13 protein-coding genes are annotated in these 16,900 nt (G+C 43.9%); 7 read left to right on the top strand and 6 right to left on the bottom strand.

Annotated features, from left to right (window positions below):
* The first annotated feature begins 37 nt into the window (after positions 1–37).
* The 3 genes from sppA (at position 38) to JMY06_RS02490 (ending at position 2,997) form a co-directional block, all read left to right on the top strand.
* Positions 38–1,099 (top strand): signal peptide peptidase SppA, encoded by a 1,062-nt coding sequence (sppA, locus tag JMY06_RS02500; RefSeq protein ID WP_201527534.1) that lies wholly within the window; start codon positions 38–40, stop codon positions 1,097–1,099.
* 137 nt (positions 1,100–1,236) lie between these two features.
* On the top strand, positions 1,237–2,124 hold the full coding sequence (locus JMY06_RS02495) for an alpha/beta fold hydrolase (protein WP_201615945.1): 888 nt from the start codon (positions 1,237–1,239) through the stop codon (positions 2,122–2,124).
* Between the two features lie 72 nt (positions 2,125–2,196).
* The gene (locus tag JMY06_RS02490; protein WP_201527532.1) at positions 2,197–2,997 is read left to right on the top strand and encodes a CPBP family intramembrane glutamic endopeptidase; all 801 of its coding nucleotides are present in this window, start codon (positions 2,197–2,199) and stop codon (positions 2,995–2,997) included.
* 81 nt (positions 2,998–3,078) lie between these two features.
* On the opposite strand, the gene dusA is transcribed toward JMY06_RS02490, so the two are convergent.
* From dusA to JMY06_RS02470, 4 genes are all read right to left on the bottom strand, one after another.
* The gene (dusA, locus tag JMY06_RS02485; protein ID WP_227672118.1) at positions 3,079–4,041 is read right to left on the bottom strand and encodes a tRNA dihydrouridine(20/20a) synthase DusA; all 963 of its coding nucleotides are present in this window, start codon (positions 4,039–4,041) and stop codon (positions 3,079–3,081) included.
* Positions 4,042–4,111: 70 nt separating this feature from the next.
* Complete coding sequence (locus tag JMY06_RS02480) at positions 4,112–5,413, bottom strand: MFS transporter (protein ID WP_201615941.1); 1,302 nt, start codon at positions 5,411–5,413, stop codon at positions 4,112–4,114.
* A gap of 208 nt (positions 5,414–5,621) precedes the next feature.
* Positions 5,622–7,319, bottom strand: a complete 1,698-nt coding sequence (locus JMY06_RS02475) for a phospholipase D family protein (RefSeq protein WP_201615939.1) — start codon at positions 7,317–7,319, stop codon at positions 5,622–5,624.
* A gap of 76 nt (positions 7,320–7,395) precedes the next feature.
* Positions 7,396–8,367 carry an NAD(P)-dependent oxidoreductase gene (locus JMY06_RS02470; RefSeq protein WP_201615937.1) on the bottom strand — a complete coding sequence of 324 codons (972 nt, stop codon included), beginning with the start codon at positions 8,365–8,367 and terminating at the stop codon, positions 7,396–7,398.
* Positions 8,368–9,002: 635 nt separating this feature from the next.
* Here JMY06_RS02470 and JMY06_RS02465 point away from each other — a divergent pair.
* The 4 genes from JMY06_RS02465 to JMY06_RS02450 all read left to right on the top strand — a co-directional run bounded on the left by JMY06_RS02465 (position 9,003) and on the right by JMY06_RS02450 (position 13,007).
* Positions 9,003–10,268, top strand: a complete 1,266-nt coding sequence (locus JMY06_RS02465) for an O-succinylhomoserine sulfhydrylase (protein ID WP_201615935.1) — start codon at positions 9,003–9,005, stop codon at positions 10,266–10,268.
* 100 nt (positions 10,269–10,368) lie between these two features.
* Entirely contained in the window at positions 10,369–10,698 is a 330-nt protein-coding gene (locus JMY06_RS02460; protein WP_201615933.1) for a YbaB/EbfC family nucleoid-associated protein, read from the top strand.
* A gap of 126 nt (positions 10,699–10,824) precedes the next feature.
* Positions 10,825–11,418, top strand: a complete 594-nt coding sequence (recR, locus tag JMY06_RS02455) for a recombination mediator RecR (RefSeq protein WP_201615931.1) — start codon at positions 10,825–10,827, stop codon at positions 11,416–11,418.
* Between the two features lie 257 nt (positions 11,419–11,675).
* On the top strand, positions 11,676–13,007 hold the full coding sequence (locus JMY06_RS02450; protein ID WP_227672117.1) for a ribonuclease D: 1,332 nt from the start codon (positions 11,676–11,678) through the stop codon (positions 13,005–13,007).
* A gap of 39 nt (positions 13,008–13,046) precedes the next feature.
* Here JMY06_RS02450 and JMY06_RS02445 read toward each other — a convergent pair whose 3' ends face one another.
* Together JMY06_RS02445 and gcvP are read right to left on the bottom strand one after the other, a co-directional pair.
* Positions 13,047–13,721, bottom strand: a complete 675-nt coding sequence (locus tag JMY06_RS02445) for an esterase/lipase family protein (RefSeq protein WP_201615929.1) — start codon at positions 13,719–13,721, stop codon at positions 13,047–13,049.
* A 219-nt stretch (positions 13,722–13,940) separates the two neighbouring features.
* Positions 13,941–16,841, bottom strand: a complete 2,901-nt coding sequence (gene gcvP / locus JMY06_RS02440; protein WP_201615927.1) for an aminomethyl-transferring glycine dehydrogenase — start codon at positions 16,839–16,841, stop codon at positions 13,941–13,943.
* Between the last annotated feature and the right edge of the window lie 59 nt (positions 16,842–16,900).

Below are 16,900 nucleotides of genomic sequence, written 5' to 3'. Positions count from 1 at the left end.
TTTATCGTTTTAGATTGTTTCTAACTTAGGAAGTTATATGCCCAACTGGCCACCAGACCCTAATAAACGTCCTGAAAATTCGGCAAACCAGCCAGCACCAATACAACCGCTGCCACCAAGTCAGCCAAGTGGACAAGAGTGGCGACTGATCGAAAACACTCTATTAGCCAGCGTGGCAGAGCAGCGGCGAGCGCGGCGTTGGAGTATATTTTTTAAGCTGCTCACCTTTGGTTATCTTTTATTCATCGTGTTGGCCTTGGGTCGCGGTTGTACTAGTAACACTCCGACTGGGCTTGATAGTGTCGATACCAGTAAGCCGCATTTGGCAGTGGTTGAGCTACAAGGTACTATCAGTAATAGTGATAAAGCCAATGCTTATGACGTCAGTAAAGCCTTGACGCGTGCTTTTGAAAATAGCAATTCAAAAGCGGTAGCACTAGATATTAATTCACCTGGCGGCTCTCCTGTGCAGTCGGATGAAATCTGGCAAACTATGATGGACTTGCGTAAAGAATATCCTAATAAAAAGCTCTATGCTGTCATTGGTGATATTGGCGCCTCTGGTGCTTATTATATTGCGTCCGCGGCTGACGAGATTTATGTCAATCCATCAAGCTTGGTTGGCTCCATTGGTGTCATTATGCCAAGCTATAATATCGAAGGTTTAATGGATAAAGTAGGCGTAGAAGACCGTACTATTACTGCTGGCGAGTATAAGGATATCTTAAGCTTGTCGCGCCCGCTTACGGATTATGAAGAGCAACATGTCGAAAAAGTGCTGGCTAATACCCATAAGCACTTTATCAATGCGGTTAAAGAAGGTCGCGGCGACCGTCTAAAAAATCCAGAAGAAAACAAGCTGTTTTCAGGATTATTTTGGACAGGCGAGCAATCAATCGCCTTAGGTTTAGCGGATAAAACCGGAAGTATTGCCAGTTTAGAGAGAGAACTTAAACTTAAAACTGTAGTGAACTATACGCCGATGGATCCGTTCCAGTTCTTTATGGACCGCTTTGCCGTTAAAATGGGCGCAGGTATCGGCTCAAGTATCAACCTTGATGTATTACCAAAAGATGAGGGTAATGCGCAGATGCGTTAATCTTAGAATTTTTAATTTAGCATCTACTTAATAGGATTATCATAAAGACTGAGCCATGCATAACGGCTCAGTTTTGTTGTTTTACTATCCGACTATTTGGTTTAATAAGAGCCCATTAGAATCAGTGAGAATAAGCCATGAGTGTTATTAATTCGCAGACTTTTGCGTCGCTGCCAGTATCCCAAAAAACGCAAAAACCGGTTATCCATTTTGCCCATGCTAATGGAATGCCAAGTGCAGTCTATGAGCCGTTTTTTGAAGGTTTGGCTGAGTTTTTTACCATTGAAACTATTCCAATGTTGGGCGGCAATCCTGATTATCCGGTTGATAATCATTGGCGCAGTTTAACGCAGCAAATACTTGATAGTGTTGAGCGTATCTGCAAGGAACATGGCGTCGCGCAAGTAGTAGCAGTCGGACATTCATTGGGTGCTATGTGTACCATACAGGTGCTATATTGTAACCCTGAACGCTTTAGCCAAGCGGTACTACTAGATCCACCTTGGATTTATGGTAAGGCCAGTTTGCTGTGGCACCTTGCAAAAACGGCTGATCGTCTGCCACTGATGAATAATCGCTTGATGGATAAGCTGTCGCCTGCTGGTGTCTCTAAACATCGCCGTGATGTCTGGGACAGCCGCGCTGACGCTTATGATAAGTTGCGCCACAAAGGGTTTTTTAAACATTTTGATGAGCGTAGTTTTGAAGGTTATATCAAGCATGGCTTACATGAGCGCGCTGATGGTAAGGTGACCTTAGCAATCCCTAAGGCGAATGAAGTGGCGGTGTTTCGTACCAATCCTTCTTGGTATTGGCTAGTGCCGAACCGTGCGCCTAAGCTTCCCATAACCTTGGTCATTGGTGAAGATAGTGTGTTTTTAAAGCGACGTTTTCCGCAACAAATCAACGCGCGTTTAGGAATTCCCTATGAGACCCATGCCGGTGGTCATATGTTCCCACTTGAGCACCCAGAATCGGTATCGGCGCGAGTATTAACCTTGATTGCTCGGCAACTGTCAGATTAAATCATGAATAGTCACGGTTGTTTTGAAAACATTAGTTAAACGTATCTTGCCGCCATTTTGAGCCACCATGCTATGCTAAACCAAACGCCACCTTCAGATGACTTAACCATTAATCAGCCCAAGAAACTGCCTGTATTTTCGCATTTTGGCACGCTAGCGCTTATTGTAGGAATGGTTATTGCGTTTTTTGCCAGTCAGCTAGTGGGTGTTTATTTAGCTGGCAAGCTGTTATTGCCAGCAGCTGATAGCCTAACAGTCGGTGATACATTGTTTTTGGGTAGTAATGACGGCACAATTGTGAGCGTATCCATTATTATTAGTTGCGTCATATTGACGCTACTTAGCATAATCATTATTCGCTCAAAAGGCGGTGATGTGCGGCAATATTTGGCACTCACTCCGTTTTCGCTAACCACTGGTCTGGCACTGCTAGGCATACTATTACTATTTATGATGGGCAGTCAGGCATTGACTTACTGGCTAGATGTAATGCCATCTGCTTTCGTTGACCCGTTATATCAGTCGGTCAGCTCGGTATGGCTGCTGATGTTGGCGCTGGTGATTATCGCGCCAATATATGAAGAGTTGGTCTTTCGAGGGTTGTTATGGTCTGCTATTGCTGGGCAGTTTTCAGGTACGCAGGTAAATGAGAAGTCAGAGCGGCGCGGTGCTGTCATTGCCAGCATCGCGACTAGTATTATCTTCGCCACGATTCACTTGCAATATGGTTTCTATGAGATAAGTACGATTGTGTTATTGGCATTGATATTTTGCTATGCCCGCATCAAGTCTGGCTCGTTACTGTTGCCTATACTACTGCATATGCTCAATAACGGCGTGGCAATGTGGCAGTATTTATTACAAGTTGGCTAATCCTTTAAACCAGCTTCCTAAATTAGTTTTTCAGCGCTAAATAGTGGCTTATGACATAAATCATTATTTAGCATGCATATACTAAGCATCGGGATTTAATTGCAATACTTCAAACGCTGCCTGTTCTATATCTTCAACTGTCAGATGCGGCTTACCACTTAACGCTTGCCGCCATTTTCGTGCGCCACTTAATCCCTGAAACAACCCTAAATAATGCCGCGCCATCGTGGATAGCGGTTCACCTTTTTCTACTTGCTGACGTAGATGCGGATACAGTTGCGCTAAAATATCTGAGCGCTTGGGAACCGGTTGATCCCATAGAGTGTTGGCTTCAGCTAACAGGTAGGGGTTATGATAAAATGCGCGCCCAATCATTACGCCGTCAAGATGTTGCAGGTGGTTTTGAATATCTGCTATGGTTTCAATACCGCCATTAATCTCAATAGCTAATTCAGGGAAGTCTTGCTTTAATCGGTAAACATCATCGTAGCGTAGCGGTGGAACCTCACGATTTTGTTTGGGGCTAAGGCCTTGGAGCCACGCGGTACGCGCATGGACGATAAAGCGTGTGCACCCTCCAGCAGCTACGGTCTCTACAAACTGATGCATAAATTCATAACTGTCAAAATCATCAATACCGATGCGATGCTTAACCGTTACCGGAATATCGACAGCGGCTTGCATGTGCCTAACCAAGTCAGCAACGGTATGAGGCTCTGCCATCAGGCAGGCACCGATTTTATTATGCTGTACACGGTCGGATGGGCAGCCAACATTGATATTAACTTCGTCATAATCATGCTGCTGCGCAAATTCGGCACACTGCGTCATCTCGTTAACGTCGGCTCCGCCCAGCTGCAGGACAATAGGATGCTCGCCCTTATCAAAGCGCAAATGTCGTGCGCGATTGCCATGCAGTAGCGCACCCGTACTGATCATCTCAGTGTATAAATATACGTTCGGGTTAAATAGCCGCGCAAAATAGCGATATTCGGTGGTCGTCCAGTCTATCATCGGCGCGACTGATAGGCGCTTATCGGTCATATCAACCCTCATTGTTCACCGCCTTTTTTCGATTGTTAGTGTTCAAATGGCTATTTCAAAATAATTACCATTAAATAATAGTATCTATTTTTCTAAATTCGGGCAGATGATAAAAATAAAGTCCCATTATCACGCCAATGAAACCAATAAACGCGATATATAAAGCAGGAGAGAAGCTTATAAACATCGTGGCATAACCAAGGCCAAAAGGTACCAAACCGCCCACAATACCATACATCACATTATAAGAAAGCGCCACACCCGTTAATCGTACATTGGTTGGAAAGAGCTGCACAAGAATAGCAGGTACCATGCCCACAATACCGGCACAAAATCCTAACAACGCATACATTATTAAAATATAATCGCCACCTGCTTCCAGATGGTAATAGAAAGCGAACATTTGGCCTATTAATAACACGGAACCAATGACCAAAATTCTACCAAAGTTCTGATAATTGGATATTAATCCATAAAATATACAGCCAAAAATCATAAACACAATGCCAAGGCTATGGGAAAAATCAAATAAATCATTGTTTAAAGTAAAACTCAGCTCAATCAATTCAGGTAATAATAATATGATGACCGTAGTGATACTAGCGATAATCAAAGTCAACATCAACCCAATAAATATCGACTGCCGACAATTCTTAAACAAGAGTGTAAAAGGTTGATTGGTGTGTTTGTCCGGCTTTATATCACGCAATTCGATAAAGAACGGCGATTCATTGATAAAGCGCCAAGCCAGTAGCGGTAAAAAACTCAGTACCGCTGCCACAATAAACGGCAATCGCCAACCATTAGTGATGAGCTGCTCAGGTGTCATAGATTCGTTTAGCCATATAAAAAAGGCGTTGGAAAACAGTACACCCACAAAAAAACTTGCCGTCACGTAGCTACAGCCAAGCGATAAATATTGGCGCGGGACGTGTTCAGCGACAAATATCCACGCCAGCGGCACATATACTCCGAATGCCATACCCTGAATCAGCCGCAATAAAATAAATAACGCAGGTGCTAGCAGTCCCCATTGGGCATAGGTTGGCAGACAGGCCATCGCCAGCATACTACCAGCAGTGACAAGCATACTGAGCAAGAGTATTGGCTTACGACCCTTAATATCACCATAACGCCCAAAAATTAACCCGCCAAGTGGCCGCGCCAAATAACCGACTGCAAAAAGCCCAAGACCTTGCAGTTTTGAGATATTCGGATCTAGGTTAGCTGGGAAAAAAGTAGACGAGACAATATCTGCCATATACAGATAGATTAAAAAATCAAAAAATGCCACGGCGCTACTAAAGCAGATGAACAGCACCATGTTTTTGTCTGCCGAAGACATGAGTGCATATTGAGAGCGAGAGGGCATAATAGATCAGGTATCCAAATATCAACATGGTGGCTGAGGCAGTCATCATGACAAGTACACCATCAAAGCGTACTATGAGATAACTATCCAACATAAAAAGCGGTAAATCAGCACGCTACCATGATGATTTACCGAGTAATCACTTAACAAGCAATTACTTGCAAAGTCAAAGGCTTATTAAGGCATTAAAATCATATAAATTAGGGTGCTAGAGTAACCAGTCAATAGGCAACCATGACATAATCGTCAGCCAAATATGATCAACCGTATCGACGCGTGGTTCGGAATCGTAAATGACTTTTTCGCCTTTTTCGAGCGTATGCCACTGTAACTTACCATTATCCGTCAGTTTGACTTCATAGGCTTGGTTCAGCAAATCATCACTTAATGCTTCGTGTAACTGACGCGCTAGCTCATCGTCATTAATAATGACGCCCATTTCAGTATTGATATTAGCTGAACGTGGATCGACATTATAGGAGCCGACAAACACTTGATGGTCATCAATGGCAAAGGTTTTAGCGTGCAGGCTGGTTGATGATTGGCTACGCGCTTTCCAAAGCTTATTCTCACGCTTCTCTTCACTAGCAGTTGATTTTAGCTCATAAATTTTGATACCGGCGCGCAGCATTTTAGGTCGCCATTGACTATAACCTGAATGTACAGCGGTCACGTCGGTCGCATCAAACGAGTTGGTCAAAATTTTGATCTCGATACCGGCATCTGCCAATTGCACCAGTGTATTGACGCCATCTTTGGTGGGGACAAAGTATGAAGAGATGATGGTAAGTTTTTTTGAGGGACTGCCCAACAAGGTACGCAACTGATGTACTAGGTTGGTTTCTTTAGGCACACTTTTGGTCAGTTTGCCAACATCGTCACTCAAAAACTGTATATCTGCCCAGCGAAAAGGCACGCGTTTATTCACCAAATCGGTGTCAATAGACGAGTCTTCAATGGCCGCTTTATAAACGGCTAAGCTGCTGCGCGTATTATTCTTTTCATCGTCATCGAGCTTGTCTAACGAGGTTAGGAAGTCACCAGTTGCCCCTTTATTAAGGCTCACTAGGGTTTCGATATCGAACGATATTGGCGCTGACCAATAGCTGATAAAGCTATTATCAATATCTGCCACCACTTTACCAATAAGTAGCACATCTAAGTCAGCAAATTGGCTGTTTTGATCATTACTTAAATACTCGTTGCCAATATTACGACCACCAATAATAGTGATTTGCTTATCAAAGGTCATACTTTTATTATGCATGCGCCGATTGATTCGGGGCAGGCCGGTCACAAAGTTCAATGTTGAAAACTTGCGGTGCATCAGCGGATTGACAAGCCGTACCGCGATATTGGGATGGCTTGCAAAACGCAATAAATGCTGATCAAGCTGGGCATTATTATTAAAATCATCCAGTAATAAGCGTACGATAACCCCGCGTTCAGCTGCTTGCCACAAGTCCTTGAGCATCAGTTGACCTGCTTGGTCATCATGCCAAATATAATATTGTACATCGATACTTTGGGTAGCCATCCCAGTCAAGATACTGCGTGAGGCAAAAGCGTTCGCACCCGTCACAATCGGATGATAACCCGATAAGTCGGGGTGAATATCATTTTGCTCAGTGATAGCCGCGACCAAATTAGTATTAGGACGATCAATAAGTGCCGGCTGCTGCGCGTCCGCTTTATGTCCAGCAGATTTATCACCAATTTTTGTACTATCAGGTTGTACAATCTTACTATTGTCCTGTTGATATAAGGTATTGACTCTTACCGATAGTTGTTGGCTTTGAGGCAAATGCGGCTGTTTAGGTAAGCTCTGACACGCACTTAGACTCAAGGATAGGCCCAGCGTCAAGCCCAGCAATAGGTAGCTTGGGTCTATATTGAACATCGACATAACGGGTTTACCTTAATGCGCTTAACGATTTGCTAAAAAATGATATAAAAGATGTGAGCTGGCAGGTTAACTCTCGCTACTTGCTGGCGTTATTTTCATCAAGGTCATCACTAATCATCTGGTTGGTCCAATTTTCTAAAAAGTGAATGAATTCTGAAAAGTCAGCACTGCCAGCAGGTACTTGGTTGCTTGCCGCGCGCATAAAGCTGGCAACGGCAGCCATCACTGGCGCTGGTAATTTGGCCTGCTGTTGCAAATCAATGGCAATACCACAATCTTTTGCCATTAGGTCTAAGGTAAAAGTTTTAGGAAAGCTGCGGTTGACGATACGGTCGGGAAAGGTGACTTTTGAAGCAAAGCTTTGACCACTCGAATGGTTGATACATTCTAGTGCCGATGAGGGTTTGACGCCATGCGCCTTGAGCACGCCCAGACCTTCACCCAGTGCCCAGCTATTGACTGCAAATAAAGTGTTATTCACCGCTTTCACCGCAAAGCCGCCGCCACTACTGCCCACATGCTCAATCAATCCAGCAAAGCAGTTAATGGCAGGTTTAGCATAAGCTAGCGCATCGGTGTCACCGCCCACCATGACGGTTAGGCTGCCAGCGATTGCGCCCGTGGTTTGTCCGGAGACTGGTGCGTCAATAAAGTAGCAGCCCAATTCTTCTAAGGTCGCTGCGGCTTTATGAGCGGCGTCAGGAACGCCGCTGGTACAGTCAACCCAAACGCTACCTACACGCAAATGCAGCTTGGCGCGTTCAATAAGTTCAGCGACTTGTTGGCTGGTCGGCAGACATGAAATAATAATATTGGCACTGAGCGCTTGCTCAAAGTCAACGGCATGACTACCAAATTCTTTAGCATGTGCATGTGCTTTATCTGCGCTACGATTCCAGACCATGACGCTATCAAAATGTCCAACCAGATGACTGGCCATCGGATAGCCCATTGCTCCCAAGCCCAAAAAGCTGACGCTAGTAGGCTTACCGGAGGTCGCGTTAGCAGCTAAATTAGCGGCCGAATTGGTATTTTGATTATCCGTCATGGTGAATCCTTGTAATAATATTAAATAAAAGTACTAAAAACGATGCTACTTAAAGACATATGATGATACTGAAAAACAATAGTATTGAAGTATGTATTTTTATAAGATAGAGGGCGTCGCCTTTAGTATAGTAGATGCTGAGTATTAACGAGTAAGGCTTGAACATTAACATGCCAAAACCTCCATTCATATGCTCAAAGCATTCATTATGCTTAAATAACCTATAATATACATTGGCATTAGAACCGAACAAAATAATAGTTTTTAAAGATACAAAATGACTAGCCGCTAAGCTTAGCAGGTGAGACGATATCTGACTATTAAAAATACGTTACTTTTTTTAGCCAAGCTTAGGGTTTAAATCTTCACCTATATTTTGCATCTATGATTAAATTTCCTTAAATAGCATCCATAAATAATGCTTGGCAGATGTCCGACATAAGGGAGCGAGACATTATTTATCGGAGTTAATCATCCAAATAATACATCCACCTTATAATTGTCGATTTGGACCGTTAACTTGTAGACACGACAGACACTGCAACCTTTAATGATCTATAATCAACAACCAATAATCAATAATCAATAACCACAAGAGTTAATAATTTTTAATACTCAATAGAGATGGAATCGTTATGAGTCAGCCGCAAACGCATGAAGACAGCAATTTAGACCTAAACTGGCGCTCTGACGCTTTAGATTTAGGGCTGGATTATGGAATGCAGACCATCGCTGTACGCGCAGGGCAGCATCGTACCGATGAGGGTGAACACTCTGAGCCTATCTTTACCACCAGCTCGTATGTTTATAAGTCAGCTGCTGATGCTGCTGCCCACTTTGATGGCACTAAGACTGGTAACGTCTATTCGCGTCATACCAATCCAAGCGTACGTACCTTTGAGCGCCGCCTTGCTGCTCTAGAGAATGGCGAGCGCGCTGTAGCTACCGCTTCGGGCATGGGCGCAATTTTGACCATGTGTCTTGCTTATTTGAAAGCAGGTGACCACTTACTGGCTGCCAATCAATTATTTGGCTCATCAATTGGTTTGTTTGATAATTACATGGCTAAGTTTGGCGTTGAAGTTAGCTATGTCGATTGCTTTGATAATGAAGCGTGGGCCAATGCCGTACAGCCCAATACTAAGGTTATCTATTGCGAAAGTCCCAGTAATCCACTCGCACAAATTTGTGATATTGGGTTTCTAAGTCAATTGTCAAAAGCCAATGATATTTTATTAGTGGTGGACAATTGTTTTGCCACTCCTGCGCTGCAACGTCCATTAGAGTTAGGTGCGGATGTGGTCATCCATTCTGCAACTAAGTATTTGGACGGTCAAGGTCGAGTCCTTGGCGGCGCATTGGTCGGCAGTGATAAGCTGATGCAAGCGGCCTTTACTGTGGTACGCTCAGGCGGTATTAGTATGAGCCCGTTCAATGCGTGGGTATTTACTAAAGGGCTTGAGACTCTTAAAATAAGGATGCAAGCGCATTGTAGTAATGCCAACCAAGTCGCGCAATTCTTGGTTAACCATCCCAATGTGAGTACCGTGCATTTCTCAGGATTGACCGACCATCCTTCTCATGAATTAACCAAACGTCAGCACCATATGAAAGATGGCTATGGCGCGATTATGGGTTTTGAAGTTAAAGCAACTGCTGAGCTTGACCCGAAATCTGCAGCTTGGCACGTGATTGATGCGACTCGAATGGTTTCTATTACCAATAATTTAGGCGATGCCAAAACCACTATTACCCATCCTGCGACGACCACTCATTTCCGTCTTAGTCCCGAAGCTCGCGCTGAAGCGGGAGTCAAAGATAGTTTGATTCGTTTGTCAGTTGGACTAGAGGATGTGGAAGACATTATCAAAGATTTGGCACATGGTTTAGACAGTTTGTAACGATAGCGGTATAATCACTGCTTATATAAGATAATGTATGATTCTTTACCATTAACAATTTTCCATTTTTATAAATTCTCCATGGATATAAGAGGCAATTATGAATATTCAAGCATTAATGCAACAAGCACAAACGATGCAAAAGAAAGTAGAAGACAATGTTGAGACGGCAAAAAAAGACTTGGCTAATAAAGAAGTGCATGCTGAATCGGGCAGTGGTCTGGTAAAAGTTACGATGACTGGTCGGCATGTGGTTAAGCGCTTAACTATTGATCCCAGCTTGTTAGAAGACGAGCCGGATATGATCGAAGACTTAATCGCTGCCGCTATCAATGACGCGGTTCGTCAAGCCGATGAATTATACGAAGAAACCATGACTGGTGCGACCTCAGGTATGGGTTTACCGCCAGGTATGCAAGGTATGTTTTAAGCCCGAATTTGCGTTAAGTACTGCTTATTGAAGTTAGAAATGGGGTTGTTATCGACACGATACGACCCCATTTTTATGAATAATGTTTTAGATTTTACTGCCCCTAAATAAAGGATGGAAGTTACCTTGCTTACCCCCAAATTTGATCAGCTGGTCAAACAGCTGCGTATTTTACCGGGTGTTGGTCAAAAAAGTGCCCAGCGTATGGCGCTACATTTGCTCACCAAAAAACGTCCCCAAGGCATGGCTCTGGCGCAAGCACTTGATGAAGCGATGCGTGATATCGTTGAATGCCAGCGCTGCCATAGCTTTAGTGACGATACTATCTGTCCCCTATGCCAAGACCCGCGCCGTGATGACACTTTATTATGCGTGGTCGAGACGGCGGCCGATGTAATGGCAATTGAGCAGACTGCTGGCTATCGCGGACGCTATTTTGTATTGGGTGGGCATCTGTCACCGATTGATGGTATTAGTGCCGATGATTTGAATGTCGATCAGCTGGTCTGGCGGCTTAAACAAGAGCCGGTTGAGGAGTTGATACTGGCAACCGGTACCACCGTTGAAGGGCAGACCACCGCGCACTTTATTAGTGAGGCAGTTGGCCGGCATGTTAATAAAGTAACCCGTTTGGCACAAGGAGTTCCGATGGGCGGCGAGCTGGAATATTTGGATAGTATGACCCTTGGACAAGCCATGCAAAATCGTTCTTTTTTATGATGATTAAGTGTTTTAAATGATAAGTGCTTTGAATGCCATGTTCTCTAAATGTATGGAGATTTAGAATATCAATAATAATAAAGGCTGCAAATGCTAAATTTTTGCGCGCTGGTTTTCCATTTTTCATAGTGAAATTGCTATACTTACCTTACTAATCTATTTTATACCCCTCTTTTATAAATGCTGACCGCTATTTTATAAATAATAATGGCTGTTTTTAGTATTTTTCTCTCTTTAATTTATGCAGGTATCTGCCCGTGTCTGACCCTTCATTACCTATAAATTCTCAAAATAATTCTTCTGCCGCTGCCATCAATACTGAAGTTGCTCACGATGTTATCGATAATAATCAGTCGGCAAGCACCGATACAAATTTAGCAGTATTGCCGCCCGAGCCGGATCTTGATGCGCTGTTAGATATCGCTGATGATCTGCCTATCACTTGGGTGCGCGAACAGGACCGGTTAGATGAGGTTATCGACGCCTTAGAAGGTTGCGGGCGCGTGGCTTTAGATACTGAGTTTATCAAGCGTGATACTTATTATCCACGTTTGGCGTTAGTACAGCTCAATACTGGCGATCACATTTATTTATTAGATGCCCCGCAGCTGCAATTAGCCCATTTTTGGCAAGCAGTGAGCGAAGTAGATATCGCTATTTGGCATGCTTGTGGCGAAGACTTGGGCATTTTTTATCTATTATCAGGCTGTCCACCATTGACCAATATTTTTGATATCCAAATTGCCTTATCCTATTTAACGGGGCAGTTACAAATGGGTTATCAGCAAGCGCTTGATGATCAGTTAGATATGCATATCGATAAGGAACAAAGTCAGTCTGATTGGCTCAGACGGCCATTGTCAGATGAACAAGAGCAATATGCCATTGATGATGTGCGTTTTTTGCCGGCATTATATTTGAGTATTGAGTATGCGTTGAAATCGAAAGGACTGTACGATTATGTGTGGGCGGATTGCCAGCTGTATGCCTCTGAGCTGTATGCTGCGCAACATGTTGAAGACGAAGCGATGTATTTAACGATGGCCGATTATCGCTATGATTCGCAACAAATGGCAATTTTACAGGCGGTTGCTACTTGGCGTGAAGAGCGGGCGCGGGCGACTAATCAACCCCGTACTTTTGTGATTAAAAAACAAGCGGTGCGTGAGATTATCACTGAGAAGCCGAGCAATATGCGCGAGCTTGCCCATAAGACTACGATTCATCGAAGTATGCTGCGTCTGTATGGAAATGAGTTGATGAAGGTGATTAATGATGCAAAAATGCTTGCGCCTGTTGAGCATCCGCCTTGTCTGCTGCCGCCTTATCGTTCGAAAAATAAAGTACTGTCCAAAGCCGTACAAGAAGCGGTTGCCGCGCGTGCTGAGCAAATCGGTGTGCCAGAAAGTGTACTGATGCGTAAAAAGTGGCTAGGACAGCTATATGAGGTTATTGCCTTTAATAAGACGCTAGCAGAATTACCACAAGGGCTAAAAGGCTGGCGTCATGAATGGGTCGCCCAAACATTGATACCGGTGATTGAAGCACACAAAACTGAGCTGCAACAAGGTATGGGGATTAACGTTTAAAATACTATATAGTCAGTTTCCAATAGAAATCTGACTATATTAACGTCGAAACAGCCCATGTTGTAAAAAGTGTGCTGTCTGCTTGGCCACTTCTTTATCAACTAACATGCCTGTATGGGATACTGGCATGATTATGTGGTCAGTAGCAGCGTCAAGTTTGGTCTCTTTCAAATATACTGTGCCATCATGCACAAGACATTCATCGAGCAGTGGATTATTTTCTTTACGTAGTTTGCGATTATGATACTGCAAAAACAATTGCCCTAAACCCTTGGGGCGGTTTCCAGCAATCACCCCAAGGGCAATATGCTCAGGTAACGGTGCCACCGTACCATCTAAGGCATCGATATACGATTGTCCGACAACAGCAGGCATCAACCGCCAAATATAATCGGCACAAATACTACCAATATGCGGCGTGCCGAGCGTCACGCAATGCCTAATCTGCCACTGCGGATAGTAATAAACAAAGTCACGAATAATAAGCCCACCCAAGCTATGACCGACAAGGTCTATCGGCCAGTCAGGATGATGATGTTGTTCGAGCCAAGCATTTAGGCGCTGGCTATTTATTTTTATACCATCACGCATACTACGATAACCATATTGATGCGTATCAAGCCCTTGCGCTTGTAAGCGCTTAGCCAGTGGGCGCATGATCCATGCAGTTTGATGTAAGCCATGAATAAGAATAGCGCGGTTCTTTTGCTGCATATGCGATTCCATAGAAGCTATTTGGCATAATAAATTGACGAGTATTTTTATTATATTAAGTTTTTATTATAGCTTTAAAACACTGATAGTGTTAATTAATGAATAAACTGACTTATAAAGAGAAGAATAGGCAAAATAAAAACCTCCAAGTCAGCTGCTGACTTGGAGGTTTTTATTACATTTATATAAGACAACTCATTGAGCAGTCCGTTATCAAAACTACATGTAGTTTTCGATACCTGGGCAAGAACACATTAGGTTCTTATCACCGTAAGCATCATCGACACGGGCAACGCTTGGCCAGAACTTATGGGCACGCACATAAGGCAATGGGAACGCCGCAGTATCACGGCTGTATGGATGTGACCATTCACTATTAGTAATCATAGATGCCGTATGCGGTGCGTTCACCAATGGATTGTCTTCGATTGTCCAGCCATCTTCGCCAGCCTTGGCTTTCATAGCTTCCGCTCTGATAGATTTTAGCGCATCGATAAAGCGATCCAACTCTTCTTTAGACTCAGACTCAGTAGGCTCAATCATCAAAGTACCTGATACTGGAAAGCTCATAGTCGGCGCATGGAAACCATAATCCATCAAGCGTTTAGCAATATCGCTTTCAGTAATACCAGTTTCATCTTTTAGCGGACGAATATCGATGATACATTCGTGCGCGACTTGACCATTTTTACCCGTATATAAAACAGGGTAATGATCTTTAAGCTCAGAGGCGACATAGTTGGCATTTAATAGCGCTAGATTGGTCGCCTCTAACATACCATCACGGCCCATCATCGCAATATACATCCATGAGATTGGCAAGATGCTCGCTGAGCCATAAGGTGCTGCTGACACTGCTGTTAAGTCTTTTTGCGCATTATGTACGGGGCTGATGCTATGGTTGGCCATAAATGGTGCTAGATGCGCTTGCATACCAATAGGACCCATGCCAGGACCGCCGCCGCCATGTGGAATACAGAACGTTTTGTGCAAGTTCATGTGTAGCACGTCAGCGCCCACATCAGCTGGTTGCATGATGCCAACCTGTGCGTTCATGTTCGCACCATCCATATACACTTGACCGCCATGTTCATGAATAAGGTCACAAATGACACGGATACCTTCTTCGAACACACCATGCGTTGATGGATAGGTAATCATCAAAGCACCTAGATTTTTGCTATGCTCTTCAGATTTAGCCTTCAGGTCATCGATATCAACGTTACCATTGTCATCGGTTTTGACCACAACCACTTTCATGCCCATCATGATTGCCGTTGCAGGGTTAGTACCATGCGCAGACTGCGGGATTAGGCAGATATCACGATTGGTTTCATCTCGTGACTCATGATAGCGACGGATAGCCAGTAGACCGGCATATTCACCTGAGGCGCCAGAGTTTGGCTGCATAGACACATCATCAAAGCCGGTAATGGCTTTTAGCTGCTCTTGTAGGCTATCAATCATATCGATATAGCCGGTGACTTGGTTACGTGGTGCAAAAGGATGCACGTTAGCAAATTCAGGCCAAGTGATAGGCAACATCTCACTGGTCGCATTCAGTTTCATCGTACAGCTACCAAGGGGAATCATACTGCGGTTCATCGCCAAATCTTTATCTTCAAGCGATTTTAAATAACGTAACATTTCATGTTCGGTATGATGCGAGTTAAAGACCGGATGGCTCAAGATAGCATCAGTACGTAAATGTTCGGTATCTAAAGATACGCGAGCATCTTTAGGTAAATCATGAGACTTACCAACGAACAGTTGAGTTAGAACACTAAAGTCTTCTTGGTCGCTGGTTTCACTGAAGGAAACACTCAGTTTGCTATCGCCAAGACGCCATAAGTTATAGCCAACATTATCTGCATTTTCGAAGATTTGAGTGGCTAGTTTTTCTGAACCACAATCAACGACTACGGTATCAAAGAACTGGTTATGAACGACGTTTAATTTATTATCGTCGCTAGCCTTTTTGATAACATTAGCAAAGGCAGTCGCAAACGCATGGATACGCGTAGCAATGCGTGTAACACCAGTCGGGCCATGATAGACGGCATACATACCGGCAAGGTTGGCAAGTAATACTTGTGAGGTACAGATATTCGAGTTGGCTTTTTCGCGGCGAATATGCTGCTCACGAGTTTGTAGCGCCATACGTAGGGCAGTGTTGCCTTCTGAGTCGATCGACACCCCAATGATACGACCAGGAGCTGAGCGCTTGGCTTTATCTGAGAATGCAAAGTAAGCAGCATGTGGACCACCAAAGCCCATAGGGATACCGAAACGCTGCGTGCTACCAAGGGCTACGTCTGCACCCATATCAGCGGGTGATTTTAACAATACCAAGCTCATGATGTCACTAACGACTGAAGTATAGGTTTTGTTTTTCTTCACGGTACTGATGACGTCCGTTAAATCTTTAACATCGCCTTCATGACCGACATACTGGAAAATCGCACCGAAGTAATCACCAGATTTAGCCAATTCGAAATCACCAACGACCACTTCCCAACCAAAGTACTTGGCACGGGTGCGGATAACGTCTAGCGTTTGTGGGTAAATGCGCTCATCAACGAAGAACTGGTCTGATTTGCTTTTGCTCATACGCTTAGACATGGCCATTGCTTCAGCAGCAGCGGTTGCTTCGTCAAGTAATGAGGCACCAGCCATCTCAAGACCAGTCAGATCGATACAAACTTGCTGGAAGTTAAGCAATGCTTCTAAGCGACCTTGTGAAATCTCAGCTTGATAAGGCGTATAAGCGGTATACCAGCCTGGATTTTCTAGTACGTTACGCTGAATAACAGCAGGCATACGTACAGGAGAGTAGCCTTGACCGATATAGCTTTTGTTTACCGTAATTTTGTCTGCCATCACGCGCAATCTGGCTAGTGCACCGTGCTCACTCATCGCTAATGGTAAGTCTAATTCTTTATTCATGCGTACTGGCTCAGGCACAGTATCATTGATAAAGCTGGCCATATCATCATAACCGATGGCTTTTAGCATCTTGGCTTGTTTGGTATCGTTAGAACCTAGATGGCGATAGACGAATTCAGATTCGTTAAATAAACCTTTGAACGTATCAAGGGTAGGGTTTTCAGAAGTAGACATAATAATCCTTGTTAGAGTTTATAAGACAGGTGATAGATAAGGTAAAAACACATCACGCA

The sequence above is a fragment of the Psychrobacter urativorans genome (genome assembly GCF_904846675.1).
Classification (GTDB): domain Bacteria; phylum Pseudomonadota; class Gammaproteobacteria; order Pseudomonadales; family Moraxellaceae; genus Psychrobacter; species Psychrobacter urativorans_B.
Note: the sequence above shows the minus strand (reverse complement) of the source record. Positions and strands in the feature narration are given on the sequence as shown.